Origin of the sequence: Caldimonas brevitalea, assembly GCF_001017435.1 — a bacterium.
Taxonomy (GTDB): Bacteria; Pseudomonadota; Gammaproteobacteria; order Burkholderiales; family Burkholderiaceae_C; genus Caldimonas; species Caldimonas brevitalea.
This window is the reverse complement of the sequence record NZ_CP011371.1, coordinates 5706213-5731835: the sequence shown is the minus strand read 5'-3', so window position 1 is coordinate 5731835 and position 25623 is coordinate 5706213. Positions and strand designations below refer to the sequence as shown.

At 67.5% G+C, this 25623-nt stretch carries 25 protein-coding genes and 1 tRNA gene; 21 read left to right on the top strand and 5 right to left on the bottom strand.

The window, feature by feature from the left end:
- Positions 1-14: 14 nt before the first annotated feature.
- From rplO to AAW51_RS24285, 15 genes are all read left to right on the top strand, one after another.
- The gene (gene rplO / locus AAW51_RS24355) at positions 15-449 is read left to right on the top strand and encodes a 50S ribosomal protein L15 (protein WP_047196696.1); all 435 of its coding nucleotides are present in this window, start codon (positions 15-17) and stop codon (positions 447-449) included.
- A gap of 38 nt (positions 450-487) precedes the next feature.
- On the top strand, positions 488-1798 hold the full coding sequence (gene secY, locus AAW51_RS24350) for a preprotein translocase subunit SecY (protein ID WP_047196695.1): 1311 nt from the start codon (positions 488-490) through the stop codon (positions 1796-1798).
- A 34-nt stretch (positions 1799-1832) separates the two neighbouring features.
- A complete protein-coding gene (gene infA, locus AAW51_RS24345; RefSeq protein ID WP_009855680.1) occupies positions 1833-2051 on the top strand; it encodes a translation initiation factor IF-1 in 219 nt (72 codons plus the stop codon).
- 85 nt (positions 2052-2136) lie between these two features.
- The gene (gene rpmJ / locus AAW51_RS24340; RefSeq protein WP_047196694.1) at positions 2137-2250 is read left to right on the top strand and encodes a 50S ribosomal protein L36; all 114 of its coding nucleotides are present in this window, start codon (positions 2137-2139) and stop codon (positions 2248-2250) included.
- 43 nt (positions 2251-2293) lie between these two features.
- A complete protein-coding gene (gene rpsM / locus AAW51_RS24335) occupies positions 2294-2659 on the top strand; it encodes a 30S ribosomal protein S13 (RefSeq protein ID WP_047196693.1) in 366 nt (121 codons plus the stop codon).
- Positions 2660-2692: 33 nt separating this feature from the next.
- Positions 2693-3097, top strand: a complete 405-nt coding sequence (gene rpsK / locus AAW51_RS24330) for a 30S ribosomal protein S11 (protein WP_047196692.1) — start codon at positions 2693-2695, stop codon at positions 3095-3097.
- A 168-nt stretch (positions 3098-3265) separates the two neighbouring features.
- Complete coding sequence (gene rpsD / locus AAW51_RS24325) at positions 3266-3889, top strand: 30S ribosomal protein S4 (RefSeq protein WP_047196691.1); 624 nt, start codon at positions 3266-3268, stop codon at positions 3887-3889.
- 154 nt (positions 3890-4043) lie between these two features.
- Positions 4044-5030 carry a DNA-directed RNA polymerase subunit alpha gene (locus AAW51_RS24320; protein ID WP_047196690.1) on the top strand — a complete coding sequence of 329 codons (987 nt, stop codon included), beginning with the start codon at positions 4044-4046 and terminating at the stop codon, positions 5028-5030.
- A 115-nt stretch (positions 5031-5145) separates the two neighbouring features.
- A complete protein-coding gene (rplQ, locus tag AAW51_RS24315) occupies positions 5146-5544 on the top strand; it encodes a 50S ribosomal protein L17 (RefSeq protein ID WP_047196689.1) in 399 nt (132 codons plus the stop codon).
- 141 nt (positions 5545-5685) lie between these two features.
- Positions 5686-6618 (top strand): ATP-binding cassette domain-containing protein, encoded by a 933-nt coding sequence (locus tag AAW51_RS24310; RefSeq protein WP_047198250.1) that lies wholly within the window; start codon positions 5686-5688, stop codon positions 6616-6618.
- A 43-nt stretch (positions 6619-6661) separates the two neighbouring features.
- Complete coding sequence (locus AAW51_RS24305) at positions 6662-7450, top strand: ABC transporter permease (RefSeq protein WP_047196688.1); 789 nt, start codon at positions 6662-6664, stop codon at positions 7448-7450.
- Positions 7451-7481: 31 nt separating this feature from the next.
- Entirely contained in the window at positions 7482-7823 is a 342-nt protein-coding gene (gene cutA / locus AAW51_RS24300) for a divalent-cation tolerance protein CutA (protein WP_047196687.1), read from the top strand.
- Positions 7824-7830: 7 nt separating this feature from the next.
- Complete coding sequence (dsbD, locus tag AAW51_RS24295; RefSeq protein WP_053013883.1) at positions 7831-9855, top strand: protein-disulfide reductase DsbD; 2025 nt, start codon at positions 7831-7833, stop codon at positions 9853-9855.
- A gap of 78 nt (positions 9856-9933) precedes the next feature.
- A tRNA-Met gene (locus AAW51_RS24290) sits at positions 9934-10010 on the top strand.
- Positions 10011-10272: 262 nt separating this feature from the next.
- Positions 10273-11610 (top strand): response regulator, encoded by a 1338-nt coding sequence (locus AAW51_RS24285; protein ID WP_047196686.1) that lies wholly within the window; start codon positions 10273-10275, stop codon positions 11608-11610.
- An 82-nt stretch (positions 11611-11692) separates the two neighbouring features.
- Here the strand turns inward: AAW51_RS24285 and AAW51_RS24280 are convergent, their stop codons facing one another.
- Complete coding sequence (locus tag AAW51_RS24280) at positions 11693-12103, bottom strand: response regulator (RefSeq protein ID WP_083438551.1); 411 nt, start codon at positions 12101-12103, stop codon at positions 11693-11695.
- A 342-nt stretch (positions 12104-12445) separates the two neighbouring features.
- Positions 12446-14467, bottom strand: coding sequence for an acetoacetate--CoA ligase (locus tag AAW51_RS24275; RefSeq protein WP_047196684.1), 2022 nt, complete (start codon positions 14465-14467; stop codon positions 12446-12448).
- Between the two features lie 255 nt (positions 14468-14722).
- Between AAW51_RS24275 and AAW51_RS24270 the strand changes: the two genes are divergently transcribed.
- On the top strand, positions 14723-15823 hold the full coding sequence (locus AAW51_RS24270) for a protein kinase family protein (RefSeq protein WP_047196683.1): 1101 nt from the start codon (positions 14723-14725) through the stop codon (positions 15821-15823).
- Between the two features lie 15 nt (positions 15824-15838).
- Here the strand turns inward: AAW51_RS24270 and AAW51_RS24265 are convergent, their stop codons facing one another.
- Positions 15839-17242, bottom strand: a complete 1404-nt coding sequence (locus AAW51_RS24265) for an MATE family efflux transporter (protein ID WP_047196682.1) — start codon at positions 17240-17242, stop codon at positions 15839-15841.
- A gap of 245 nt (positions 17243-17487) precedes the next feature.
- Here AAW51_RS24265 and AAW51_RS24260 point away from each other — a divergent pair, with 245 nt between their 5' ends.
- The 5 genes from AAW51_RS24260 (at position 17488) to AAW51_RS24240 (ending at position 23797) form a co-directional block, all read left to right on the top strand.
- Complete coding sequence (locus tag AAW51_RS24260; RefSeq protein ID WP_047196681.1) at positions 17488-18537, top strand: SPFH domain-containing protein; 1050 nt, start codon at positions 17488-17490, stop codon at positions 18535-18537.
- A gap of 155 nt (positions 18538-18692) precedes the next feature.
- A complete protein-coding gene (locus tag AAW51_RS24255) occupies positions 18693-20291 on the top strand; it encodes a DUF4178 domain-containing protein (protein WP_047196680.1) in 1599 nt (532 codons plus the stop codon).
- Between the two features lie 49 nt (positions 20292-20340).
- Positions 20341-20562, top strand: coding sequence for a DUF350 domain-containing protein (locus AAW51_RS24250; protein WP_047196679.1), 222 nt, complete (start codon positions 20341-20343; stop codon positions 20560-20562).
- Positions 20563-20594: 32 nt separating this feature from the next.
- Complete coding sequence (locus tag AAW51_RS24245) at positions 20595-22160, top strand: polyamine aminopropyltransferase (protein ID WP_047196678.1); 1566 nt, start codon at positions 20595-20597, stop codon at positions 22158-22160.
- A complete protein-coding gene (locus AAW51_RS24240; RefSeq protein WP_238947684.1) occupies positions 22157-23797 on the top strand; it encodes an FAD-dependent oxidoreductase in 1641 nt (546 codons plus the stop codon). The genes AAW51_RS24245 and AAW51_RS24240 overlap by 4 nt, the downstream gene beginning before the upstream one ends.
- Here AAW51_RS24240 and speD read toward each other — a convergent pair.
- Together speD and alaC are read right to left on the bottom strand one after the other, a co-directional pair.
- Positions 23794-24186 carry an adenosylmethionine decarboxylase gene (gene speD / locus AAW51_RS24235; RefSeq protein ID WP_047196677.1) on the bottom strand — a complete coding sequence of 131 codons (393 nt, stop codon included), beginning with the start codon at positions 24184-24186 and terminating at the stop codon, positions 23794-23796. The genes AAW51_RS24240 and speD overlap by 4 nt on opposite strands.
- A 126-nt stretch (positions 24187-24312) precedes the next feature.
- On the bottom strand, positions 24313-25551 hold the full coding sequence (alaC, locus tag AAW51_RS24230) for an alanine transaminase (RefSeq protein ID WP_047196676.1): 1239 nt from the start codon (positions 25549-25551) through the stop codon (positions 24313-24315).
- Between the last annotated feature and the right edge of the window lie 72 nt (positions 25552-25623).

Genomic DNA, 25623 nt, shown 5'->3' with positions numbered 1-25623 from the left:
CGGCTGAGGACAAGATGCAACTCAATACCATCAAGCCGGCAGCTGGCGCCAAGCACGCCAAGCGCCGCGTGGGCCGGGGTATCGGTTCCGGTCTGGGCAAGACGGCGGGTCGTGGCCACAAGGGTCAGAAGTCGCGCGCCGGTGGCTACCACAAGGTGGGCTTCGAAGGCGGCCAGATGCCGCTGCAGCGTCGCCTGCCCAAGCGTGGCTTCAAGTCGCAACTGCTGAAGTTCAACGCCGAGATCCGTTTGTCGGACCTCGAGCGCCTGGATGCGGCCGAAGTCGATCTGATCGCGCTGAAGCAAGCGGGCCTGGTTCCTGAGTTGGCCAAGAACGTCAAGGTGATCGCTGCCGGTCAATTGACGAAGAAGGTCGCTCTCAAGGGGATCGGCGCGACGGCAGGTGCCAAGGCCGCCATCGAGGCAGCCGGCGGCTCCCTGGCCGAGTGACGGTTCAGCGTCGCAACCGGCTCTAGGACACACACCCAGTGGCAACCAACGCACCTCAGCTGGCCAAAACCGGGAAGTTCGGCGACTTGCGTCGCCGGCTGATCTTCCTGGTGATGGCGCTCGTGGTCTACCGGATCGGCGCGCACATTCCCGTGCCGGGCATTGATCCGACGCAGCTGCAGCAGCTCTTCAAGAGCCAGCAAGGCGGCATCCTGAGTCTGTTCAACATGTTCTCCGGCGGAGCGCTGTCGCGTTTCACGGTGTTCGCGTTGGGCATCATGCCGTACATCTCTGCATCGATCATCATGCAGCTGATGAGCTACGTGGTGCCCTCGCTGGAGCAGCTCAAGAAGGAAGGCGAAGGCGGTCGACGCAAGATCACCCAGTACACCCGCTACGGGACGCTGGGCCTGGCGTTGTTCCAGTCGCTGTCGATCGCGATCGCGCTCGAAAGCTCGCCGGGGTTGGTGCTGGCGCCGGGTTTCGGCTTCCGCATCAGCGCGATGATCAGCCTGACGGCTGGCACGATGTTCTTGATGTGGCTGGGTGAGCAGATCACCGAGCGCGGCCTGGGCAACGGCATCTCGATCCTGATCTTCGGCGGTATCGCGGCGGGCCTGCCCAGCGCGATCGGCGGACTGTTCGAGTTGGTGCGTACCGGGGCGATGCACGAAGTCGTCGCGCTGTTGATCATCGTCGTGATCGGCGCGGTGACCTACGGTGTGGTGTTCGTCGAGCGTGGTCAGCGCAAGATCCTCGTCAACTATGCGAAGCGGCAGGTCGGCAACAAGGTTTACGGGGGTCAGTCCTCGCACCTGCCGCTGAAGCTGAACATGGCTGGCGTGATCCCGCCGATCTTCGCGTCGTCGATCATCCTGTTGCCGGCCACCGTCGTGAGCTGGTTCAGCAGCGGTGACAGCCTGCGCTGGTTGAAGAACATTGCCGACGCGCTGCATCCGGGCCAGCCCGTGTATGTGATGTTGTATGCGGCTGCGATCATCTTCTTCTGCTTCTTCTACACGGCGCTGGTGTTCAACAGCCGTGAGACGGCAGACAACCTGAAGAAGAGCGGCGCGTTCATCCCTGGGATCCGTCCTGGCGACCAGACTGCGCGATACATTGACCGCATCCTGTCTCGGCTGACGCTGGCCGGTGCGATCTACATCACGCTGGTCTGCTTGCTGCCGGAGTTCCTGATCCTCAAGTACAACGTCCCGTTCTACTTCGGCGGCACGTCGCTGCTGATCATCGTGGTCGTGACGATGGACTTCTGGGCGCAGGTGCAGTCGTATGTGATGTCGCAGCAGTACGAGTCGCTGCTGAAGAAGGCAAATTTCAAGGCCGGCTGAGCCGGTTCAACGAACGCGAACAGACGAAGACGCAATGGCGAAAGACGACGTCATTCAGATGCAGGGCGAGATCCTCGAGAACTTGCCCAATGCAACGTTTCGCGTGAAGTTGGAGAACGGGCATGTCGTGCTCGGTCATATCTCCGGAAAGATGCGGATGCACTACATCCGCATCCTCCCCGGCGACAAGGTGACCGTGGAGCTGACGCCCTACGATTTGAGTCGAGCTCGCATCGTGTTCCGAGCGAAGTGAGCGGCACTGTTCATACTCGGAATATCGCGATCGTTCATCGGGCCGCTGGTCGGCGTAGCGAGCAACAAAGGTCAAGGAGAAGACCATGAAAGTTTCGGCATCCGTCAAAAAGATCTGCCGCAATTGCAAGATCATCCGTCGCAACGGCGTGGTTCGCGTGATTTGCACCGACCCGCGTCACAAGCAACGCCAGGGCTGATCGGGACACGATCATCCTGATGAACGCGAATTAGAGGACCCACATGGCACGTATTGCTGGTATCAATATTCCGCCCCAAAAGCATGCGGAAATCGGTTTGACCTCGATCTACGGGATCGGTCGCACCACGGCGCAGAAGATCTGCGACGCCGTCGGCATCGCCTACAGCAAGAAGATCAAGGACCTGACCGACGCTGATCTGGAAAAGATCCGTGAAGAGGTGGGTCGTCTGACGATCGAAGGCGACCTGCGCCGCGAAACGACGATGAACATCAAGCGATTGATGGACCTCGGCTGCTACCGCGGTTTCCGTCATCGCCGCGGGCTGCCGATGCGCGGCCAGCGCACCCGCACGAACGCCCGGACCCGCAAGGGCCCGCGCAAGTCCGGCGTGCAGCTGAAGAAATAAGCCGCCGAACGAGCTGATTGAAAGAAGGTCACCATGGCTAAAGCACCTGCGAATACCGCCGCTCGGCGTGTGAGCAAGAAGATCCGCAAGAACATTGCGGACGGTATTGCTCACGTGCACGCGTCGTTCAACAACACCATCATCACGATCACCGACCGCCAGGGCAACGCGCTGTCCTGGGCTTCCAGCGGTGGCCAGGGTTTCAAGGGCTCGCGCAAGTCCACGCCGTACGCTGCCCAGGTGGCGGCCGAAGTGGCGGGTCGTGCGGCTCAAGAACAAGGCATCAAGAATCTCGACGTCGAGATCAAGGGCCCCGGCCCGGGTCGTGAGTCGTCGGTGCGTGCGCTGGCCGCGCTGGGCATCCGGATCAACATGATCTCGGACGTCACGCCGATCCCGCACAACGGCTGCCGCCCCCAGAAGCGTCGCCGTATCTAATATAATTTCGAGCTTTCCGTTCGCCGGCCGGTGTGAAAACGCCGGGCCGGCGGTTTCGTTGAAGCCCACCGTCTGCGCGTTTCGAAGAATTCTTTGACCTGCAGCGCCAGACTCGCGTGACCAGCGGCCAAGGCCGCGGACACGTCAGACATCAGAGGAAGCACTCAAGTGGCACGTTACCTCGGCCCGAAGGCCAAACTTTCCCGCCGCGAAGGCACGGACCTTTACCTGAAGAGCGCCCGGCGCGCGATCGGCGACAAGGCCAAGTTCGATTCCAAGCCCGGCCAGCACGGCCGCACCTCGGGTTCCCGCACCTCGGACTTCGGTCTGCAGCTGCGCGAGAAGCAGAAGGTCAAGCGCATGTATGGCGTGCTGGAGCGTCAGTTCCGCCGCTATTTCGCCGAGGCCGAGCGTCGCCGCGGCAACACTGGCGCCAACCTGCTGCTGATCCTCGAGTCGCGCCTGGACAACGTGGTCTACCGCATGGGCTTCGGCTCGACCCGTGCGGAAGCCCGCCAGCTGGTGTCGCACAAGGGCATCACGGTCAATGGCGAAGTGGTGAACATCCCGTCGTACCTGGTCAAGGCTGGTGACGTGGTCGCCGTGCGTGAAAAAGCCAAGAAGCAGCTGCGCATCCAGGACGCCTACAAACTGGCCGAGCAGATCGGTCTGCCGGCCTGGGTGCAGGTCGACGGCACCAAGCTCGAAGGCGTGTTCAAGAAGGCTCCGGACCGCGACGAATTCGGCGCCGAGATCAACGAATCGCTGATCGTCGAGTTGTACTCGCGTTGATCGTTTCCCCTTCGCGGAACCCGCAAACGCCTGGCAGTGGCCGGGCGTGGGCGGGTTTTGCCGTGTTCCGGTCCTGGAGGGGTGCTGTACGCCCCCCAGGTGGTCCATCAGCCTTATCGGTGTAACGAGCCGAGGGTATTGACAGGAAGACCTCATGCAAACCAATCTGCTGAAACCCAAAGCCATCAACGTGGAGCCGCTGGGCGGCCACCGCGCGAAGGTCACGCTCGAGCCGTTCGAGCGCGGCTACGGCCACACGCTGGGCAATGCGCTGCGTCGTGTGCTGCTGTCGTCGATGGTGGGTTACGCGCCGACCGAAGTGACGATCGCGGGTGTGCTCCACGAGTACTCGACGATCGACGGCGTGCAGGAAGACGTCGTGCACATCATGCTGAACCTCAAGGGGGTGGTGTTCCGCCTGCACAACCGCGAGGAAGTCACGCTGGTGCTGCGCAAGGAAGGCGAGGGCGCCGTCACCGCCGGTGATATCCAGACGCCGCACGACGTCGAGATCATCAACCCGGACCACGTGATCGCCCACCTGTCGCAAGGCGGCAAGCTGGACATGCAGATCAAGGTCGAGAAGGGCCGTGGTTATGTCCCCGGCAACCTGCGCCGTTTCGGTGACGAGCCGACCAAATCGATCGGCCGCATCGTGCTGGACGCTTCGTTCTCGCCGGTCAGGCGTGTCAGCTACACCGTCGAAAGCGCCCGCGTCGAGCAGCGCACCGACCTCGACAAGCTGGTGATGGAGATCGAAACCAACGGCGCCATTTCGCCCGAGGAAGCGATCCGCGCATCGGCCAAGATCCTGGTCGAGCAGTTGGCCGTGTTCGCACAGCTGGAAGGCAGCGAGATTGCCGCGTTCGACCAGCCGGCGCAACGCAGCCAGCAGTTCGACCCGATCCTGCTGCGCCCGGTCGACGAGCTCGAACTGACGGTGCGCTCGGCCAACTGCCTGAAGGCCGAGAACATCTATTACATCGGCGATTTGATCCAGCGCACCGAGACCGAGCTGCTCAAGACCCCGAACCTGGGTCGCAAGTCGCTCAATGAAATCAAGGAAGTGCTGGCTTCGCGCGGCCTCACGCTGGGCGTGCGGCTCGAGAACTGGCCGCCGTCCGGCCTCGACAAGCGTTAAAAAATCGGGGTGTCGGCTGCAGGCCGGCACCCCGTCGCCCCGGCCACCGAGCCGGGGTGATGTGCAACCCCCGGTACCTGATCCGGCCGGGGTTCAATAAAGAAAGGAAAGCACCATGCGTCACCGTCACGGCCTTCGCAAACTCAACCGCACCTCCGAGCACCGCCTGGCGATGCTCCGCAACATGGCCAACTCGCTGATCGAGCACGAGGCCATCAAGACCACGGTGCCCAAGGCCAAGGAACTGCGTCGCGTCGTCGAGCCGCTGATCACCCTCGGCAAGGAGCCGACCGTCGCCAACAAGCGCCTGGCGTTCTCGCGCCTGCGCAACCGCGACAACGTCGTGAAGCTGTTCGAAGTCCTGGGCCCGCGTTTCAACGCTCGCCCGGGCGGCTACACGCGCATCCTGAAGATGGGTTTCCGCGTCGGCGACAACGCCCCGATGGCCTACGTCGAGCTGGTCGACCGTCCCGAGGCGACCGAAGCCGAAGGCGCTGAAGCCGCCGCCGAATAAGGCAGTAGCAGCAGCATCCGCTGCCGCAACCGATCAAGGCCAGCCTCGTGCTGGCCTTTTTCATGGCCGGCTCTCGCCCACCGGACGAAAGGCAAGCCCCGACACGCCAAAGGGAGCGGCACTTTGGCACACTCGCAAGCCATGTCCTCCTCTGCTGCCGTTGTGCTGTTCAAAGTCGACCGCCTGACCAAGCGCTTCGGCGCCAACACCGTCGTCGACGACCTGTCGTTCGAAATCCGTGCCGGCGAATGCCTCGGGGTCATCGGCCCCAACGGCGCCGGCAAGACCACCACCATCCGCATGTGCCTCGGCCTCACCGCGCCCGACAGCGGCAGCATCGACGCCTTTGGGCTGTCGCTGCCAGCCCAGGCGCGCGAAGCCAAGGCGCGCATCGGCGTCGTGACGCAGTTCGACAGCCTCGACCCCGATTTCACCTGCGCCGAGAACCTGAAGGTCTACAGCAGCTACTTCGGGCTGACCGGGCGCGCCGTCGAGGAACGCGTGCCGCAGCTGCTCGAATTCGCCGCGCTGCAGGCCAAGGCGAATGCCAAGCCCGGCGAACTGTCGGGCGGCATGCGGCGGCGCCTCAGCCTGGGCCGCGCGCTGGTCAACAACCCCGATCTGCTGTTGCTCGACGAGCCGACCACCGGCCTCGACCCCCAAGCCCGCCACCTGATGTGGGACCGACTCAAGGTGCTGCTGCAGCAGGGCAAGTCCATCCTGCTCACCACGCACTTCATGGACGAGGCCGAGCGCCTGTGCGACCGGCTGCTGGTGCTCGACCACGGCCGCAAGATCGCCGAAGGCACGCCGCGCGGCCTGATCGCCGAACACCTCGAAAGCGACGTGATCGAGGTCTACGGCGACGGCGCCAAGCAGGTGGCCGAGCGCTACCGGTCGTTCGCGCAGCGTGTCGAGACCAGCGGCGAGACCGTGTTTTTCTACCTGAGCCAGCCCAAACCCTTGCTCGACGCGCTGTCGTCCGAGCACAGCGTGCGTTACCTGCACCGCCCTGCCAATCTGGAAGACCTGTTCCTCAAGCTCACCGGCCGGCAGATCCGCGACGACGCGTGAGCGCCTCGCCCGCCTCCGGCCTCTACCTCGAAGGACCTCCGCCATGCTGATTTCGCTCTATGCCGCGCCGCGCCTGTCGCCGCGCATCTGGCCCGTGGTCAAGCGCAACCTGCTGGTCTGGCAGAAGCTCGCGGTGCCGAGCCTGATCGGCAACATCGCCGAGCCGCTGATCATCCTGGTGGCCTTCGGCTACGGCCTCGGCTCGCTGGTCGGCGAGGTGCAGGGCCTGCCCTACATCCTGTTCCTCGCGTCGGGCAGCATCTGCATGAGCGCGATGAACGCCGCCTCGTTCGAAGCGCTGTATTCCGCCTTCTCGCGCATGCACGTGCAAAAGACCTGGGACGGCATCATGAACGCGCCGGTCGCGCTCGACGACATCGTGCTGGCCGAGATGCTGTGGGCGGCGCTGAAGGCCTTGTTCTCGGCCATCGCGATCGCGCTGGTGCTGGCGGTGCTCGGCATCAGCCGGGAGCCGACGCTGCTGTTGGCACTGCCGGTGTTGTTCCTGGTCGGCATCACCTTCTCGTCGATCGCGCTGGTGTTCAATGCGCTGGCCAAGGGCTACGACTTCTTCACCTACTACTTCACGTTGGTGCTGACGCCGATGACCTTCATGTCCGGCATCTATTTCCCGCTCGACCAACTGCCCGGCTGGCTCCAACTGCTGTCGCGCGCGCTGCCGCTGAGCGCCGCGGTCGAACTGGTGCGCCCGCTCGTGATCGGCCACTGGCCGCCCGACGTGCTGCGCCCCTTGGCCGTGCTGCTCGCGTACGCTGTGGTCGGCTACTACGTTGCCTTGGTGCTGACGCGCCGGCGGTTCTTCAAGTCCTAAAGTCATCGATACCGACCGAAGGAGCACGCTCATGTTGAACCGCCGCGTCTCGGACGACACGCCCTTGCTCGCATTGAGCACGGTCGACGACGAAGCCGTCGCCCGCTCGCTCGCTCGCGAACTGCTCGACGCCGAACTCGTCACCTGCGTCAACCTCGTGCCGGGCGTCACCTCGATGTACCGGTGGCAGGGCCGCATCGAAGAAAGCCGCGAATGGCTGCTGCTGCTCAAGACCTCGTCGTCACGCTGGCCGGCGCTCAAGCAACGCCTGCCCGCGCTGCATCCCTACGACGTGCCCGAACTCATCGCGACCGAGATCGTCGACGGGCTGGAACCCTATTTGCGCTGGCTGGTCTCAGCAGGGAAGGAGTGAGCAAACAATGATGCGCGCAAGGGGTTGGAGGGCCGCACTCGCGGCCGGGGTGGGCGTGCTGCTGTCGGCGACGCTGGCGGTAGCGGCAGAAGAAGACGATTTTCTCGAACCCGAGCAGGCGTTCCGCTTCTCGGCCCGTGCGCTCGACGATCGCAGCGTCGAGGTCAGCTTCGAGGTGGCGCCCGGCTACTACATGTACCGCGAGCAGTTCAAGTTCGCGGGAGCGCCCGCCGTCACGCTCGGCACGCCCGAGATCCCTCCCGGCAAGGTCAAGTACGACGACACCTTCAAGAAAGACGTCGAGACACACCGCGGGCGCGTCGCGATCCGCATCCCGGTGACACTGGCACAAGGCCCGTTCCTGCTGAGCGTGACCAGCCAGGGCTGCGCCGACAAGGGCTTGTGTTACCCGCCGATGGAGCAGCACGCCGAAGTACGCCTGGCGGGCTTTGGCGGCGGCAGCAACAGCGTGACCGTGGTGAACGAGCCGTCGGCCCGCCCTGGAGGCGGTGTGCGCTCACTGCTGGCGGGTGTGCTGGGGCGGAGCACCGGCAGTGGCGGCAGCTCGACGGGCAGCAGCGCCGGGCAGGCCGCTGTCGAAAACAGCAGCAGCAGCAACGGCACCACCGACAACACCGGTAGCCCTCCCGGGGCCGGCGCGCCCGGCAAGGTGCTGGCGGCACCGACCGCCGAACAACTCGTCAACACCCCGTCGCCCACCGCCACCGAGGGCATCGAAAGCGCGTTGCAATCGGGCTGGCTGCCGGCCGTGGCGCTGGTGTTTTTCGTGGCCGGCGTGCTGTTGTCGCTGACGCCGTGCGTGTTGCCGATGTTGCCCATTCTGTCGTCCATCATCGTCGGCCAGGCCGAGGGCGGTGAACGCGTCAGCCGCAGCCGCGGTGCGGTGTTGGCCGCCAGCTACTCGCTCGGCATGGCACTCGTCTACACCGCCTTCGGCATCGCCGCCGGCCTGGCCGGCGAAGGCCTCGCCGCCTCGCTTCAGACGCCCGCCGTGCTCGGCGCTTTCGCAACCCTGCTGGTGCTGCTGTCGCTGTCGATGTTCGGCTTCTACGACCTGCAGCTGCCGAGCGGCTTGCGCCAGGGCCTCGCACGAGCCTCGGGCCGGCTGCGCGGTGGCCAACTGCTCGGAGTGTTCCTGATGGGCGGCCTGTCGGCCCTCATCGTCAGCCCCTGCGTCGCGGCACCGCTGGCCGGCGCGCTGGTCTACATCAGCCAGACCCGTGACGTCGTGCTAGGCGGCCTGGCCTTGTTCATGCTCGCCGCCGGCATGAGCGTGCCGCTGCTGTTGATCGGTGCTTCCGCCGGCCGGTGGCTGCCGCGCAGCGGGGCCTGGATGGAGCACGTCAAACACTTCTTCGGGGCGCTGCTGCTGGCGGTCGCGCTCTGGATGCTGCAGCCCGTGCTGCCCGGCTGGGCGGCGATGGGGTTGTGGGGTGTGCTGCTGCTGGTGAGCGCCGTCTATCTGCGGGTTTTTGACCCGCTGCATGGCGGCGCCAGGGGCAGCGCCAAATTGCTCAAGGGCCTGGGCGTGGTGCTGGCCGTGCTGGGCGTGCTGCAGCTGATCGGCGCCGCCTCGGGCGGGAACGACCCGGCGCAACCGCTCCAGCACCTGGCGGCAGGTGGTGACGACAACGGGCCCAACCCGGCGACAGCGCTGCCCGCCTTCCGCAAGGTGGCCAGCGTGGCCGAGCTCGACCAGGTGCTCGCCACGGCCCAACGTCCCGTGATGCTCGACTTCTACGCCGACTGGTGTGTCTCCTGCAAAGAGATGGAGCGCTACACCTTCGCCGACCCGCGCGTACGCGACAAGCTCGCGTCGGCCTTGCTGCTCAAGGCCGACGTGACCCGCAACAGCGCCGAAGACCGCGCCCTGCTGAAGCGGTTCGGCCTGTTCGGCCCGCCGGGCACTCTGTTCTTCGATGCACAAGGACAGGAGGTGAGGGCGGCACGTGTGATCGGCTTCCAGTCCGCCGATCGCTTCCTGCAGTCGCTCACCGCGGCAGGGCTTTGATCCCAGCCGGCCTGCGTTTCATTTTCACTAGGGGCTGGCGCACAAAGAAGAACATATGCTATAGTCTCACTTCTCTGCCGCGGGGTGGAGCAGTCTGGTAGCTCGTTGGGCTCATAACCCAAAGGTCGTAGGTTCAAATCCTGCCCCCGCAACCAAATACAATGAGTCAAACGCCAACCCTTCGGTTGGCGTTTTGCTTTGGGCGTCGCCTGCCGCGAGGGCCGCTATAGGCGTCGCCCCCCGTCGCCGCGCTGTTCCTCGGCGATGGTCCGAGCACTCCTTCCTGCCCGACCCGGTGAAACCGCGTCGCCCGACCTACCGGTCGACGCGCCGCGATGGGCTGAGCCACGGGTAAACCCGTGGGAACAACCCTTGCTCAGCACCACCTCATGGTTCACTGCTGACCCGGGTTTGCCCATGCCTTCCAAGCTGCTGACAGTCTGCGAAGCCGTCACCGCCGGCGCTCGGGTCGCGCTGCCGGCCGCGCTGGCCAAGGGTCTGGCCCTGCTGAATGACTACCTCGGCCCGACCGCTCGCTTCGAGAGCGACGCCGTTGCCTTGCGCCACCGGCTCGATCGCCTGTTGCGTATTGCAGTGCAACACACGCCCAGCGGTTGCCTTTTGTTCACGACCGAGGTTCGTGAGGGTCCGGCCGGGCGTTGGGTGGCCGAAACGCAGATCGCCGCCACAGGTTTGCAGCTGACGGCGGCGCACCTGGCCGCGGCACTGCCGGAGGGCGCGCCGATCGAGACCGAGGGGCCGGCGCCGGACGATCCCGAGCAAATGGTCACGACCCGCGCGCTGTGCCCTGAGAGCGGCGCCTTTATCTTCGTCGCCACCAAGCCGGTCGAAGGCACCCTGGTGCTGGTGCACTACCCGGTCGAGCCTGCGCCCGACGATGCTCAGCGGGTGCGGGACGCCCAAGGCGCCATGGCCTGGCTGGTGGCCGACCACCCGTTGGCCTTCGGCACGCTGACGCAGCAACTGCACCGCCTCGGCTGGCGCACCCGCCGCTTCCCGTCGGTCGCAGCGGCCGCGGCCGCCCTCGACGAGATCCCCGTCACACGTCGGCCGGCGCTGGTGGTCGGCATGCAGTCCTATGGTGTGCGGCGGGACGACCTGCAGCAGTTGGCGCAGCACCTGCCCGATGCCGACGTCGTGCTGGGCTACGAACTGACCGGCCTGCACGACCCGGTGCCCAGCGGTCACCGGCTGCAGGCCATGCCCTTGCCCTTGAGCCCGCTCGACCTGTTCGCCCTCACACGGCGCGCGCTGCAACACGCGAGTAGCCGGGCCATGGGCGGCGCCGCGGCCGAGTCGCTGCCCTGCGGTACGTCGGGCCCGCGCGTGCTGGTGGTGGACGACAACCCCGTCAACCGGCTGCTCGCCTCGGAAATGCTGCGCACCCTGGGCTACCAACCCGACGCGGTGGTGAACGGCGCGGAGGCCGTGCGGCGTTGTGAAGAGAGCGCACCGAGTGCCGTGCTGATGGACGTGCAGATGCCGGCGATGGACGGCCTGGCCGCGACCCGTCGGCTGCGAGCCCTGCAGGCGGAAGGTGAGCTGCCTCGCTTTCCCATCCTGGCCGCCACCGCCTACTCCAGCGGCGCTGACGAGCAGGCTTGCCTGGCGGCCGGCATGGACGCCTACCTCACCAAACCACTCGACCTGACGCGGCTGCTGTCCGAACTGCAGCGTGTGACGGGCGGGGTGGGCGGCGCCGCTTCGACCACGCCGCTCGCGCCCGGGGCGTGAAGCGGCTATGACCGACCGGCCCGCAAGCGGTGACCGACGCGAAAGCGATGCGAGGCTGACCTCCGGCCTGCCCGAGCCTGCCTCAGGGCGTCGGCGGCTGCCATCCGGTCCAGCGTGACAGCACGGCCTGCAGCGCCGGGAACATGAAGGGTTTGACCAGCACGTCGTCCATGCCGGCGTCGAGGCAGGCCTGGGTCTCGTGCTCCATCGCACTGCCGGTCAGGGCCACGATGGGCACCGGCGCTGTCGCCTGATCGGCTTCCCACTGCCGGATGGCTCGAGTCGCCTCGAGCCCGCTCATCACCGGCATATGGAAGTCCATCAGGATCAGGTCGTAGCGGCCCGCCTGCGCCGCGCGTGCCGCCGCGTCGCCGTCTCGCACCACGCGCACGGAGCAACCAAAGGCGCTCAGCACCGCCTCGGCTAGGGCGGCGTTGGTGGCGTCGTCCTCGGCCACCAGGATGCTAAGAGCTTTGGTAGACGCACGTGTCATGTCCGTCGATCGGAAAAGTAAAGAACAGGTGTAGGAACCAGGCAAACGTCGCTCCCAGCCTTGCACGTCGCGGCCGCCCCGCCTTGACGGAGCGTAGTGGCGCGGGGCAAGGCGCGCGGGGCACGACGGTGCAGAACCATATCGACAGAAAAAGGAAAAATTTCCCTTTTATGATAAACCTTGCCGCCAGGCGTGCAAGCGGTGGCAAAACGATCACCGTGTCTGCTGGCCAGGTCCGGCGTGCAGCCAGAGGGCAGGGCTGACCTCATCTCGCCCGTCCGACCACCCCCCACCCCTCGTCAGGCTAGCCACGCTGGCCACGGCTAACCCCTCCGGCCCTCCTCACGTCGTCTGCGGCTCCGGTGTGCGCAGCCGCCGGTTCGCGACCACGCTCACATACCAGTCGATGCATTCCGGGTTGGCCATCGCGTCGCGGTTGACGACCTTGTCCACCGCTTGCCCCAGCATCAGCTTCTTGATCGGCACTTCCTGCTTCTTGCCGGACAGCGTGCGTGGGATGGCCGGGGCCTGCAGGATCTCGTCGGGCAGAAAACGTGGCGACACCGCCCCGCGGATGGCCTGCGCCAGACGCTCGCGCAGCGTGTCGTCCAGCACCAGCCCGTCTCGCAACACGACGAACAGCGCCATGTAGCTCTCGCGGCCCAGGTATTCCAGGTCGACCACCATCGAGTCGAGCACCTCCGGCAGCGCTTCGACGGCCGCGTAGATCTCGCTGGTCCCCAGACGCACGCCGTGCCGGTTGAGCGTGGCGTCGCTGCGTCCGTAGATCACGCAGCCACCGTCCATGCCGATCTTGAGCCAGTCGCCGTGGCGCCAGACGCCGGGGTAGACGTCGAAGTAGCTCGACAGGTAGCGGGCGTTGCCCGTGTCGCCCCAGAAATAGAGCGGCATCGACGGGATCGGCCGGGTGCACACCAGCTCGCCCACCTCACCGACCACCGGCTCGCCCGCCTCGTTCCATGCCTCCACCGCACAGCCCAGCTGGCGGCACTGCATCTGGCCTGGCACCTGGGGCAGCTCGCGGTTGCCGCCGATGAAGGCGCCGCAGAAATCGGTGCCGCCCGAGATGTTGCACCACCAGATGTCGGGCGTGCCGAGCGCTGCGAACTGTGCGCTGCCCCATCGCTGCACCTCTTCCGGCAACGGCGACCCGGTGGCGCCCAGCGCGCGGATGCGCGACAGGTCGCCGCACTGCGCCAAGGTCACGCCGGCCTTCATGCAATTGGCATAGAAGGCGGCGCCGGCGCCGAAGAAGGTCACCCGGTGGCGCGCCGCGAAACGCCACAAGGTGGTCCAATCCGGTCGGTCCTTCGGGCCGCTCGGGCTGCCGTCGAACAAGCAGATCGTCGTGCCCGCCACCAGCCCGCCGACCTGCGCGTTCCACATCACCCAGCCGGTCGAGCTGTACCAGTGGAAGCGCTCGCCGAAATTGTTGGCGCGGTAGCTGGCGCCCAGGTCGTTGTGCAGGCCCTTCAGCCCCATCAGCGTCAACAGGATGCCGCCGTGTCCGTGCACGATGGGCTTGGGCAGGCCGGTGGTGCCGCTCGAGTACACCACCCACAACGGATGCTCGAAGGGCAGCCAGTCGGGCTCGAAGGCGGCTGTTTCGGCATCGTCGCGCGCCACCGCGTCGGCAAAGCGCGTGTCGGCGTCCAGCCGCCGGCTCGCGTAGGGTGTGTCGAGCAGCACCAGCCGCTCGACGCTGGGCAGGGCCTGGCGCAGTCCCGCCACCACCTCGCTGCGGTCCATCGGCCGGCCGTTGTAGTGCACGCCGTCGGCGGCGATCAACACCTTGGGCTCGATCTGCCGAAACCGGTCGGTCACGGCCTGGGCACCCATGTCGGGCGCACACACGCTCCAAATCGCCCCGATGCTGGCGCAGGCGAGGAAGGCGACGATGGTCTCCGGCACGTTGGGCAGGTAGGCCGCGACGCGGTCGCCGCGCTCGACGCCGAGTGCGCGCAGCGTCAGGGCCAGCGACGCCACCTGGCGGCGCAGCGCCGGCCACGACAGCTCGCGCACATGGCCCAGTTCGTCCTCGCTGACGATGGCCGGCATGCCCGCGGCATGCGCCGCGTCGACATGGCGCAGCACCTGACGCGCGTAGTTGACCTGGGCACCCGGAAACCAGCGGGCGCCGGGCATGCGGTCGTCGGCCAGCACCGCGGTGTGCGGCGTCGGCGACTGCATACCTTCGTAGTCCCAGATGCTTTGCCAGAAGGCGTCGAGGTCGGTCACCGACCAGCGCCACAGCGCGTCGTAGCTGTCGAAGCTCAGGCCGCGCGATTCGCGCAGCCATTCCTGGTAAATCCGGATGTGGGGGATGTTGGGCACTTGTTGCATGTGTCCAGCGTAGGGGAGGCGGGGCCGGCGGACCACAGGGGTTGTACGGGCGCACGCCGCCAGGACTTGCGGTGCCTTCCACGGTGCAGCACGGCATACCTGCCGCTGTCGTGTCGGGGAGCAGGCGCGCGGCGTGTGGCAGCGGGCCGAGGCGGGGTCTTCCACCCCGCCACCTCCACCCTCTGAGGTGGATGCGCCGCCTCGTCGCGGTTCACACAATGCCGCCACCTTCACAGCTTGCGCGCGCACCGCACCATGTCCGTCTCGCTCGACCTGCAACGCCAGACCGCTCACCAGCGTTTTCTCGCCGAGGGCCATGACCTCGTGTTCGGCGATGCCGCCGATTGCCCGCTGCCGCCAGTCCGCCTCGCGCAGTTGACGCCCACGTCCCCCGAAGTCCTCAGGTCTTGTGAAGAGGGTCTCACCGCCCGCGTCTACTGTGTGGAAGGCGCACGCGGCCGCTACGCGGTGAAGCAGGCGCGCGAGTCCTGTCTGGTGCAAAACCCCGACGGACAGACGTCGTTCATCAACGAACTGTGCCGCCACCGCGAGATACGCGAGCAGCGCCGCCTCGAACCCGATCGATTCCCGGGAGTGGTGGCGCCGCTGTACGGATCACTGCGCGAGGGGCTGATCGTCTCGCCGTGGATCGACGGCGAGCGGGTGGACGACTGGACCGAGCGGCGTTTGCTGCAGGTCTTCGAGACCGGCCGGGCGCTGCTGGAGCACGGATTCTTCGAGTGGGACTACAGCCCCGGCAATGTGCTCGACGACGGGCAGCAGGTGTGGCTGTTCGACTTCGGCTACCAGTACCGCTTCGACCCGCTGACGCAGTTCAACTCCGCAGGGCACGGCGACGACCAGCCGATGTTCCACCTGGCAGAGCGACTGGAGACGCGCAACCTGTTCGCCTGGCTGCTGAAGCTGGAGGGCGCCGGGCAGATGCCGCTCGCCCTGGCACGCTTCAGGCTCACGAAGGAGATCGCCGTGGAGACCTATCAACACTTGCGCGCCACACTGGCGGCTCGCGGGGCCAAGCCGCACGTGCTCGACTGGCTCAGCGGCATCGTGGCCGAGTGGCAACAAGCCCTGCGCGGCGACCTCGGCGTCTTGTACTTGCGCGAAGGCTGGCGCTCACATGTGCTCGACCTCGACGACGACCTGAGAGGCCGCACCTGTACGCCCAGCACCTTGGCGCGCTGCGACTGGTTGCTGGCGGCCCTGCAGGCCGAAGGCGAGACGCTGCAGCGCGTCGGTGCCTTCTTCGGCGAGGACCGCGACCTCACCCGCGCGCAACGACGCCAGCGCTACGAAGCGTTGCGACGCGAAGCCGAGCGCTACCAGATCAGCCCCTGAGCTCCGCCGCCGGTGTCACGCGTGCTCGCCTTGCGCGGCGCTGGCAAGGCGGTGCTCCTCGAGCCAGGTCCGCGACACCGATTGCAGCGCCGCCACCAGGCCGATCGACACCAGCACCAGCCCGGCCACCAGGCCCACCCAGAAGCCGTACACCTGCATCGGCTCACCTCCCGGCCAGCCCCGATAGCCCAGCCAGGTGCCGAGTGGAATGCCCACGCCCCAGAACGCCACCAGCATCAGCAGCATCGGCATGAAGGTCACCTTGTAGCCGCGCAGCGCGCCCACCGCACACACCTGCGTGGCATCGAACCATTGCCAGAAGGCCGCGAACAGCAACAAGGTGGCGGCCAGCTGGCGCACCGAGGCGTCGTTGCTGTAGACCGCTGCGATCTCGTGGCGTCCGAGGATCATCGGGACGATCGCCACCGTGGCGATCAGCAGGCCGACACCGATGCCGGTCCAGGCGACGAAGCGCGCGCGCCGCACCTCACCGGCGCCGAGCGCCTGCCCGACGCGGATCGACAGGGCTGACGACAGGCCCATCGGCAACATGAAGATCAAGGCTGCGAAGTTGAGCGCGACCTGGTGTGCCGCAATCTGCACCGCGCCGAAGCGCCCCACCAGCACCGCGACACTCGAAAACGCGGCCACTTCCGCCAGGCCCGCGCCCCCCATCGGCAAGCCGATGCGCAGCAAGCGCTTCTGCCCGGCCCAGGTTGGCCGCGTCCAACCCCGCCACAGGTAATAGGGCCGGTAGTCTCGCGACACCGCGGTCCACCACACCAGGCCGATGAGCCCGCACCACATGCCGATGCCGGTGGCCCACCCGCAGCCGGCCCCGCCCATCGCCGGAAAGCCGAAGTGGCCGTGGATCAGCACCCAGTTGAAGAAGGTGTTGATGCCCAGGCCGAGAAAGGCGAGGAACATCATCGGCTTCGGGTGGTTGATGCTGGCCGAGTAGAAGGCCAACGCCCGAAACACCAGCGCCGCCGGCAGCCCAAAGGCGATGCCCCAGAGGAACACGCTGGTCTTTTGTGCGAGCGTGGCCTCGATGCCGGCGGCGGTGAGCAGGGGGCCCACGAACGGCATCAGCGCGAACGGGATCGCGCTGACCCAGCCGGCCAACCACACACCTTCGCGCGTGTCGGCCACGACCCCTTGGGCGTCGCCGGCGCCGAAGTGATGCGCCACCACCGGGCTCACCGCCTGCACCACGCTCATCAGGCCGATGAACACCGGCATCCACAGTGCTACCCCCAGCCCCACCACCGCCTGCTCCACGGCGCCGGCCTGCCCGGCCATCACGGTGTCGACCAGGCCCATCAGCACATGGGCCACCTGCGACAGGATGATGGGCGAGGCCAGTCGGACCAGCGAGCGGCTTTCGGCGACGAAGCGGGGCCAGGGACGCGTGGACATCGGAGGGCGGGTGGCCGGCGGGGCGGCCAGGAGCGGCGGGGCGGCAAGATTACTGCGTCGGGCCGTGTCGCGCGCGGGCCGCATTCGATTTCCCTCGACCGGGCTCGCCTGCCTGATGCACCGGCGCACAAGATCGTTCACAAGCTCACGAACCACCCGTCCGGGGGGCCCGGCCGGCTGGAACGGGCGGCGTATCATCCGGGGCACACACATAGCAACAGCCAGAGAACGAGGGGTTACACGCCATGGCCTTGATGGATTTCATCCGCAAGCAGTTCATCGACATCATCGAATGGACCGAGCAGGGCGACGGCGTGCTCGCCTGGCGGTTCCCGATCGCCGACCGTGAAATCCAGTACGGCGCATCGCTGACGGTGCGCGAGTCGCAAGTGGCGGTGTTCGTCAACGAAGGCCAGGTGGCCGACGTGTTCGGCCCCGGCATGCACAAGCTGACCACCCAGACGCTGCCGGTGCTCACTTATTTGCGCAACTGGGACAAGCTGTTCCAGTCGCCGTTCAAGAGCGACGTCTATTTCTTCAGCACGCGCCAGCAGGTCGACCGCCGCTGGGGCACCACGCAGCCCGTCACCATCCGCGACAGCGACTTCGGCGCCGTGCGGCTGCGCGCCTTCGGCAACTACGCCTTCCGCATCGCCGACCCGAAGCGCTTCCACACCGAGATCTCCGGCACGCGTGACGTCTACACCGTCGAAGATCTCGACGGCCAGTTGCGCGGCCTGATGCTGCAGCACATCTCCGACGCGGTGGCCGGCAGCGGCGTGCCCTTCCTCGACCTGGCGGCCAACCAGGTGATGTTCGCCGGACGCCTGCGCGACGCGACCGCCCCCGCCTTCGAGGCGCTGGGCCTGAAGCTCGAAGGTGTGACGGTGCAAAACGTCTCGCTGCCCGACGAACTGCAGAAGATCCTCGACCAGAAGATCGGCATGGGCATGGTCGGCGGCGACATGGGCAAGTTCATGCAGTACCAGACGGCGCAGGCCATTCCGACCCTGGCGAGCAGCGGCGGGGCCGGTGGCGGTATCGCCGGCGACGCGATGGGCCTGGGGGCCGGCGTCGCGCTGGGCCAGGTGATGGCGCAACAACTCGGGCAGGGCCTGCAAGCGCAGCCGCCCGTCGCTGCACCCGCCGCCACGCCCGCGGCCGCTCCCGCCGGTGTACGGCCGGAAGAGGTGATGGCCACGCTCGAAAAGCTTGGCGAGCTCAAGGCCAAGGGCATCCTGACCGACGACGAGTTCGCGGCCAAGAAGGCCGAACTGCTGAAGAAGCTCGTCTGACGGCGGCCGACATCACGCTTTCCCAGGTTTTTCCAAGCGACCCCATGCTGCCGTGACCCAGGCGTAGCCAGCGTGCTGCGCCTGTGGCTGAAGCCGCTGCCCCGAAAGGCCGGCGGCGCGGCGGCGGGTCGCCTCCCACCCGAAGCCCGTCCGCCTTGGCCACCACCCCGACTCCGCAACGCGTCTACCGCGCGATGTGCCCGAACTGCGGCGCACCGGTCGAGTTCCGCTCGCCCGCGTCCGCCAGCGCGGTGTGCAGCTTCTGCCGCAGCACGCTGCTGCGCGAAGGTGATGCGCTGCGCCGCATCGGTGTCAGCGGCGACCTGTTCGACGACCACAGCCCGCTGCGGCTCGGCGCCGGTGGCAGCTACCAGGGGGCCGGCTTCACGCTGGTGGGCCGGTTGCAGTACGCCTACGAGGGCGGCAGCTGGAACGAATGGCATGCGCTGTTCGACAACGGCCGTTCGGCCTGGCTGAGCGAAGACAACGGCCGCTATGTGCTGGCGGTCGACGCGCCGCTGGACGGCCCGGCGCCGCCGGCCGAGGTGTTGAGCGCCGGGCGCCCGCAACTGGTGGCCGGGCGCCGCTGGGACGTCGCCTCGGTGGTGCAAGCGCGCTTGCTGGCCGCCGAGGGCGAACTGCCCAAGCCGCCCGTCGTGCAAAGCGAATACTGGGTGGCCGACCTGCGCAACGAGCAGGGCGAGGTCGGCACGCTCGACTATGCCGAGCCCGCCGCACCGCAATGGTCCGTGGGCCGCTCGGTGGCGCTGTCCGAGCTGAAGATGAGCGGCCTGGCCGACGCCGCCGACAAGTCGCTGGCGGCCAAGAGCATCGAATGCCCGAACTGCGGCGCGTCGCTGCAGATCACACTGGCCACCACACGCTCGGTCGCCTGTGGGATGTGTGCCGCCGTGGTGCAGGTCGACCCCACGGTCGGCAGCGCGCTCGACCACTATCGGCAGCAGAACGGCGGCGAGAGCGGACTCGAACCGCTGCTGCCGCTGGGCAGCGTCGGCACCCTCGCGCTCGGCAAGGCCGGCGCCTTGCCGTGGCAGGTGGTGGGCTACCTGGAGCGCTGCGAGGTGCCCGAGGACGCCGAGGACGAACAGACCTTCTGGCGTGAATACCTGCTCTACCACCGCCGCGAAGGTTTCGTGTTCCTGGTCGACGCCGAAGACGGCTGGAGCTGGGTCGCGCCCTTGACGGGTGCACCGCGCATCGAGGGCCAGCGGGCCAGCTACCAGGGTGCCACCTACCGCAAGCGCTACACCTACACCGCCACGACCACCTATGTGCTCGGCGAGTTCTACTGGCGTGTGGAGCGTGACCAGCGTAGCGTCAACACCGACTACGAAGGTGTCGGCACGGCCCACGCGCGCAAGCGTCTGAACTGCGAGCGCACCGGCCAGGAGGTGGTCTGGTCAGGGGGCGAAACCGTCGCGTCCAACGTCATCCACAAGGCCTTCGGACTGCCCGACAGTGCAGCGGCCAGCCTGGAACGCGATGTGCAACCCACCGGAGGCGGCCGCGGTTGCCTGGGCAGTGCGGTGATGATGTTGCTGCTGCTGGTGCTGGTCGTGTTCATCGTGATCATGCTGTCGCGCTGCGGTGACCGCAGCAACTGCGACAGCGTGCGCCAGACCTTCGGCGAGGCGAGCAACGAATACCGCCAATGCCAGGCGTCGGCGAGAAGCGGCGGCGGCTACAGCGGCGGCTCCTTCGGCGGCTGGTCGAGCGGCGGCGGCCACAAGTGACGCAACACCTGTTGATCTTTGACCACTCATCTACTCGGAGACACTCAACATGATGGGCATCGAATGGCTCAAGCCGTCCGTTTTCTTCGGCTCCATGCTCTACGCGCTGATCGGCGTGCTGGTGTTCTGGATCAGCTTCGTCGTGATCGACAAGCTCACGCCCTATGACCTGTGGGCCGAAATCGTCGAGAAGCGCAACAACGCGCTGGCCATCGTGGTGGGGGCGATGTGTCTGGGCATCGCGATCATCGTCGCTGCGGCCATTCATTGAGCGCGCCGCGCTGACCTTCCCCGAGGCCTGATGTGACGGCCACCCCCGACACGCGCCCCGCCCGCCGTATCGCCCCGGGCGAGCTGGCCCTGCTGGCCTCGGTGTTCGTGATCGCGGCCTGCGGGCTGGTCTACGAACTCGCCGCCGGCGCACTCGCCAGCTATTTGCTGGGCGACTCGGTGTTGCAGTTCTCCACCATCATCGGCACCTATCTGTTCGCGATGGGGCTGGGCTCGTGGCTGTCGCGGTTTGTCGAACGCCAGCTGGTCGCGCAATTCCTGCGCATCGAGCTGCTGGTGGGCCTGGTCGGCGGGCTGATGCCGGCCGCCTTGTTCGCGGCCCACAGCATGCTGCCGCCAGGCGCGGCCGGCGCCTTCCGCGTGCTCCTGTATGCCCTGGTGCTGCTGGTCGGCGCCCTGGTGGGGCTCGAGATCCCGCTGGTGATGCGCATCCTCAAGCGGCACTTCAGCGAACGGTATGCCCTGAAAGAGCTGGTCTCGCAGGTGCTGACCTTCGACTACCTGGGCGCCCTGGTGGTCGCGCTGGCGTTTCCGTTGCTGCTGGTGCCGCACCTGGGCCTGGTGCGCACCGGCGTGTTTTTCGGGCTGCTCAATGCTGCCGTGGCGGTGTGGGCCCTGTGGCTGTTCCGCGGTGAGCTGCGCCGACCCGGCGGTTATGCACTCTCGTGTGCGGCGGTGGTCGCGGTCTTGTGCGTCGCGATGCTCGGCGCCGACCGCTTCACCAGCTGGGCCGAGGACCACTTCTATGGCGAGCGTGTCATCCTGCGCGAGAGCAGCGCCTACCAGCGGGTGGTGCTGACGTCGGGGCCCGCCGGCGTGCGGCTGTTCCTCAACGGCAACCTGCAGTTCCACTCGCGCGACGAGTACCGCTATCACGAAGCCCTGGTGCACCCGGCCATGGCCGCGCATGGCGCCCCCCGGCGGGTGCTGGTGCTGGGCGGCGGCGACGGGCTGGCAGTGCGCGAGATCCTCAAGTACCCGAGCGTCGAGCAGGTGGTGCTGGTCGACCTCGATGCCCACGTCACGCGCTTGTTCACCGAACAGCCGCTGTTGCGCCGCCTCAATGGCGAGGCGCTGCGCTCGCCCAAGGTGCAGGTGGTCAATGCCGACGCCTTCCAGTGGCTGGAACAGCCGGGCGAGCCGTTCGACGTGATCGTGGTCGACTTCCCCGACCCCAGCAATTTTTCGCTGGGCAAGCTCTACACGACGAGTTTCTACGAGCGCGTCGACCAGCGCCTCGCGGCCGCGGGCTACCTGGTGGTGCAGACCACCTCGCCGCTGATCGCGCGGCACAGCTTCTGGACCGTGACCACGACGTTGGAGGCGGTCGGCTTCAACGTCACCGCGTACCACGCCCATGTGCCCAGCTTCGGCGAATGGGGCTTCACGCTGGCGGGGCGCCGGCCCTGGCGTTTGCCGACGGCCTTGCCGCCGGGATTGCGCTTCCTGACCCTGGATGGGCTGCCCGCGCTGCTGCACTTCCCGCCCGACATGGCACGGGTGCCGACCGAGGTGAACCGGCTCTCCAACCAGGTGCTGGTGCACACCTTCGAACGCGAGTGGGGGCAAGTGCAGTGAGCGGGCCGGCTTCCGGGCGGGGGCTGTCGCGCCGCGCCTGCCTGGTGGCCGGGGCGGCCGCGGCGCTCGGCGCCGGCCTGCCGGCTTGTCGCCCCACCACGCCACCGGCCACCCTGCAGGGCGGTTGGGTGGGCAGCGCCTGGCAACGCGGCCACCGCTTGCGCGAAGCCAACAAGTCGGGCGGATTGCCGGCCCCGGCAGTTCGCCGGCGTGCCGCGGTGGTTGTCGTCGGTGCCGGTGTTGCCGGGCTCGCGGTGGCACGCGCCTTGAGCGCGCGCGGCGTGGACGACGTGCAGCTGCTGGAGCTGGAGGACACGCCCGGCGGCAACAGCCGCGGGCACACCCTCGCCGGCATGCGCTGCCCGCTCGGCGCCCATTACCTGCCGGTGCCGGGGGCGCAGGCCCACGAGGTGGCCGAGTTGCTCGAAGCGCTGGGGCTGTCGCGGCAGGTGCACGGCCGCACCCAATACGACGAGCGCCACCTGTGCCACAGCCCGCAGGAGCGGCTGTTCTTCGAGGGCGGGTGGGTCGACGGCCTGCTGCCGCCCGCGGCACCGGGGTCGACGACGCTGGCGCAGTACCGCAGCTTCTCGCGGCTGGTGGCGCAAACGAGCCGCGAGGCCGGATTTGCGATGCCGACCTCCCGCGCGGGATGGACCCCTGCGCATGCCCGCCTCGACGCGCTGACCTTCGACCAGTGGTTGCGCCCCCACGGCCTCGACGATGTGCGGCTGCGCTGGTACCTCGATTACTGCTGCCGAGACGACTACGGCGCCGGCGCAGACGTCGTGTCGGCCTGGGCGGGCTTGCATTACTTCGCGAGCCGCCATGGTTTCCACGCCCCGGGCGACGAAGCATCCGAGCGCGAGCCGGTCTTCACCTGGCCCGAGGGCAACGCCTGGATCGTCGAGCGGCTTGCCGCGCCCTTGGCATCGCGGCTGCACCCCGGGCGCACGGTGTTGCACGTCGAGGCCGGCCGTCACGACGTGAGCGTGCTGGCCTGGGACGAGACGCGGCAACAGCTGGAAGCCTGGCAGGCCGGCCACGTGGTGCTCGCGACACCGTTGTTCGTCGCCGCCCGGCTGCTCGGCCCCCGGCCGCCCGACGCGTTGGCCGCCGCGCTCGACCTGCAGCGCCGCGCGCCCTGGCTGGTGGGCAATCTGCAGCTCGACGAGGCGCTGGTGGAGCGGCCGCACGGCGCGCCGGCGTCATGGGACAACGTGCGCCTTGGCGGCGATCCGCGGGCGCTCGGCTATGTCGATGCGATGCACCAGAGCACCCGGCCCCATCCCGGCCCGACGGTGCTGACGGTCTATTGGACTTTGCCCGCGGCGCAGCGCCGCGAACTGCTCGAGCGGCCCTGGTCCGCCTGGGCCGAATCGATGCTGGCCGACCTGGCGCCGCTGCATCCCGATCTGCGAAGCAAGCTGGGGCGCATCGACCTGATGCGGTATGGACATGCGATGAGCATCCCGGTGCCCGGGCTGCGCGGCAGCCCGGCGCTGGCGGCCTTGGGGGAGGCCAGCGGGCGGGTCCGATATGCACATGCCGACCTGTCCGCGTACTCGGTATTCGAAGAGGCCTACACCTGGGGGGTACAGGTCGGGGGCCGGCTGGCCGACGAGCTGCGACGCTAACGTAGCAGCGCCGCCAGGCCACCCCGCTCCAGCTGCTGGCGCTGCACCCGCTGCGGCTTGAAGGCGCGCACCAGGCTGTCCATCAGCGCCTGGGCACGGCCGCGGTTGTCGTCGCTGAAGTTGCAAACGTAGACGTCGAGCGTGACGCCGCCCAGCTCGGGCCAGGTGTGGATGGCCAGGTGCGATTCGGCCAGCAGCACCACGCCGGTCACGCCGGCCGCCTCGTCGGGATGCGCGGGCGTGAAGCGATGGAACAGCTCGCCGACCGGCTGCAGCCCGGCTTGCACCACCAGTTCGACGCACAAGGCCCGCAGCGCGAGGCGGTCGGTCATCGGCGCAAGGCCTGCGGGACAGCCCTGCAGGTCGGCAGTGAGGTGCAGTCCTTGCATGGCCGGCGATTATGCCGGGGGGGCCTGGGCCGCGGGTGCGACCTTTGTCGCACTGAAGAGGGGTGGCGAGGGCGGCGCCGGTGTGCTTGCCGCCAGCGCGCCCCGGTGCACCCGGTCAGGGCCTCCTCAAGCGGCCGCGGCAGCGCCGGCCGGCTTCGACGGCAGCAACAGACCGTCGGCCTTGAACATGGCCTTGATACCGCGCACCGCCTGGCGGATGCGGGACTCGTTCTCGATCAGCGCGAAGCGCACGTGGTCGTCACCGTGGTCGCCAAAACCGATACCCGGCGAGACCGACACCTTGGCCTTCTGCAGCAGCTGTTTGGCGAACTCGAGCGAGCCGAGCGCCCGGTACGGCTCCGGGATGCGGGCCCAGATGTACATCGACGCCTTCGGGCACTCGACCTTCCAGCCGGCCTCGTGCAGGCCCTTGACCAGCACATCGCGACGGCGCTGGTACTGCGCCGTGATCTCACGCACACAGCCCTGGTCGCCTTCGAGTGCCGCAATCGCCGCGACCTGCAGCGGCGTGAAGGTGCCGTAATCGTGGTAGCTCTTGATGCGCGCCAGCGCCGCCACCAGGTCGGGGTTGCCGACCATGAAGCCGATGCGCCAGCCGGCCATGTTGTAACTCTTGGACAGCGTGAAGAACTCCACCGCGACGTCCTTGGCCCCCGGCACCTGCAGGATGGACGGTGCCTTCCAGCCATCGAACACGATGTCGGCATAGGCCAGGTCGTGCACCACCAGGATCTCGTGCTTGCGCGCCAGCGCCACCACCCGCTCGAAGAAATCGAGCTCGACACATTGCGCGGTCGGGTTGGACGGGAAGCCCAGCACCATCATCTTGGGCTTGGGATAGCTGCCGCGGATGGCCTTCTCCAACTCGGCGAAAAAGTCCACGTCGGGGGTCAAGGGCACCGAACGGATGTCGGCACCGGCGATCACCGCGCCATACAGGTGGATGGGATAGCTCGGGTCGGGCACCAGCACCGTGTCGCCGCGGTCGAGCGTCGCGAGCATCAGGTGGGCAAGGCCCTCCTTGGAGCCGATCGTGACGATGGCTTCGCTGTCGGGGTCGATGTCGACTGCGTAGCGGTCCCGGTACCAGTGCGAGATGGCACGGCGCAAGCGCGGAATGCCTTTGGACGTCGAGTAACCGTGCGTGTCGGGGCGCTGTGCGGCCTCGGTCAGCTTGGCGACGATGTGCGCCGGCGTGGCCCCGTCGGGGTTGCCCATGCTCATGTCGATGATGTCTTCGCCGCGCCGGCGCGCCGCGGCCCGGAGCTCGGCGGTGATGTTGAAGACGTAGGGAGGAAGGCGATCGATGCGCGCAAAACGGCGCTTGCCTGCAGGAGCGGACATGTGTGCTTTCACGTGAGCGCCCGGAACCGTCCGAGCGACGTGAGCCGCCATGGGGCGGCCCGGCGGCATCGT

What these genes read in the sequence shown, in the direction of transcription:
- AAW51_RS24275 (WP_047196684.1), bottom strand. Translation starts at nt 14,467, where the DNA reads ATGCAACAAGTGCCCAACATCCCCCACATCCGGATTTACCAGGAATGG.
- speD (WP_047196677.1), bottom strand. Translation starts at nt 24,186, where the DNA reads ATGCAAGGACTGCACCTCACTGCCGACCTGCAGGGCTGTCCCGCAGGC.
- rplQ (WP_047196689.1), top strand. Translation starts at nt 5,146, where the DNA reads ATGCGTCACCGTCACGGCCTTCGCAAACTCAACCGCACCTCCGAGCAC.
- rpsM (WP_047196693.1), top strand. Translation starts at nt 2,294, where the DNA reads ATGGCACGTATTGCTGGTATCAATATTCCGCCCCAAAAGCATGCGGAA.
- dsbD (WP_053013883.1), top strand. Translation starts at nt 7,831, where the DNA reads ATGATGCGCGCAAGGGGTTGGAGGGCCGCACTCGCGGCCGGGGTGGGC.
- rpsK (WP_047196692.1), top strand. Translation starts at nt 2,693, where the DNA reads ATGGCTAAAGCACCTGCGAATACCGCCGCTCGGCGTGTGAGCAAGAAG.
- AAW51_RS24285 (WP_047196686.1), top strand. Translation starts at nt 10,273, where the DNA reads ATGCCTTCCAAGCTGCTGACAGTCTGCGAAGCCGTCACCGCCGGCGCT.
- AAW51_RS24270 (WP_047196683.1), top strand. Translation starts at nt 14,723, where the DNA reads ATGTCCGTCTCGCTCGACCTGCAACGCCAGACCGCTCACCAGCGTTTT.
- alaC (WP_047196676.1), bottom strand. Translation starts at nt 25,551, where the DNA reads ATGTCCGCTCCTGCAGGCAAGCGCCGTTTTGCGCGCATCGATCGCCTT.
- AAW51_RS24260 (WP_047196681.1), top strand. Translation starts at nt 17,488, where the DNA reads ATGGCCTTGATGGATTTCATCCGCAAGCAGTTCATCGACATCATCGAA.
- AAW51_RS24305 (WP_047196688.1), top strand. Translation starts at nt 6,662, where the DNA reads ATGCTGATTTCGCTCTATGCCGCGCCGCGCCTGTCGCCGCGCATCTGG.
- AAW51_RS24310 (WP_047198250.1), top strand. Translation starts at nt 5,686, where the DNA reads ATGTCCTCCTCTGCTGCCGTTGTGCTGTTCAAAGTCGACCGCCTGACC.
- AAW51_RS24265 (WP_047196682.1), bottom strand. Translation starts at nt 17,242, where the DNA reads ATGTCCACGCGTCCCTGGCCCCGCTTCGTCGCCGAAAGCCGCTCGCTG.
- rpmJ (WP_047196694.1), top strand. Translation starts at nt 2,137, where the DNA reads ATGAAAGTTTCGGCATCCGTCAAAAAGATCTGCCGCAATTGCAAGATC.
- rplO (WP_047196696.1), top strand. Translation starts at nt 15, where the DNA reads ATGCAACTCAATACCATCAAGCCGGCAGCTGGCGCCAAGCACGCCAAG.
- AAW51_RS24250 (WP_047196679.1), top strand. Translation starts at nt 20,341, where the DNA reads ATGATGGGCATCGAATGGCTCAAGCCGTCCGTTTTCTTCGGCTCCATG.
- AAW51_RS24280 (WP_083438551.1), bottom strand. Translation starts at nt 12,103, where the DNA reads ATGACACGTGCGTCTACCAAAGCTCTTAGCATCCTGGTGGCCGAGGAC.
- cutA (WP_047196687.1), top strand. Translation starts at nt 7,482, where the DNA reads ATGTTGAACCGCCGCGTCTCGGACGACACGCCCTTGCTCGCATTGAGC.
- AAW51_RS24320 (WP_047196690.1), top strand. Translation starts at nt 4,044, where the DNA reads ATGCAAACCAATCTGCTGAAACCCAAAGCCATCAACGTGGAGCCGCTG.
- infA (WP_009855680.1), top strand. Translation starts at nt 1,833, where the DNA reads ATGGCGAAAGACGACGTCATTCAGATGCAGGGCGAGATCCTCGAGAAC.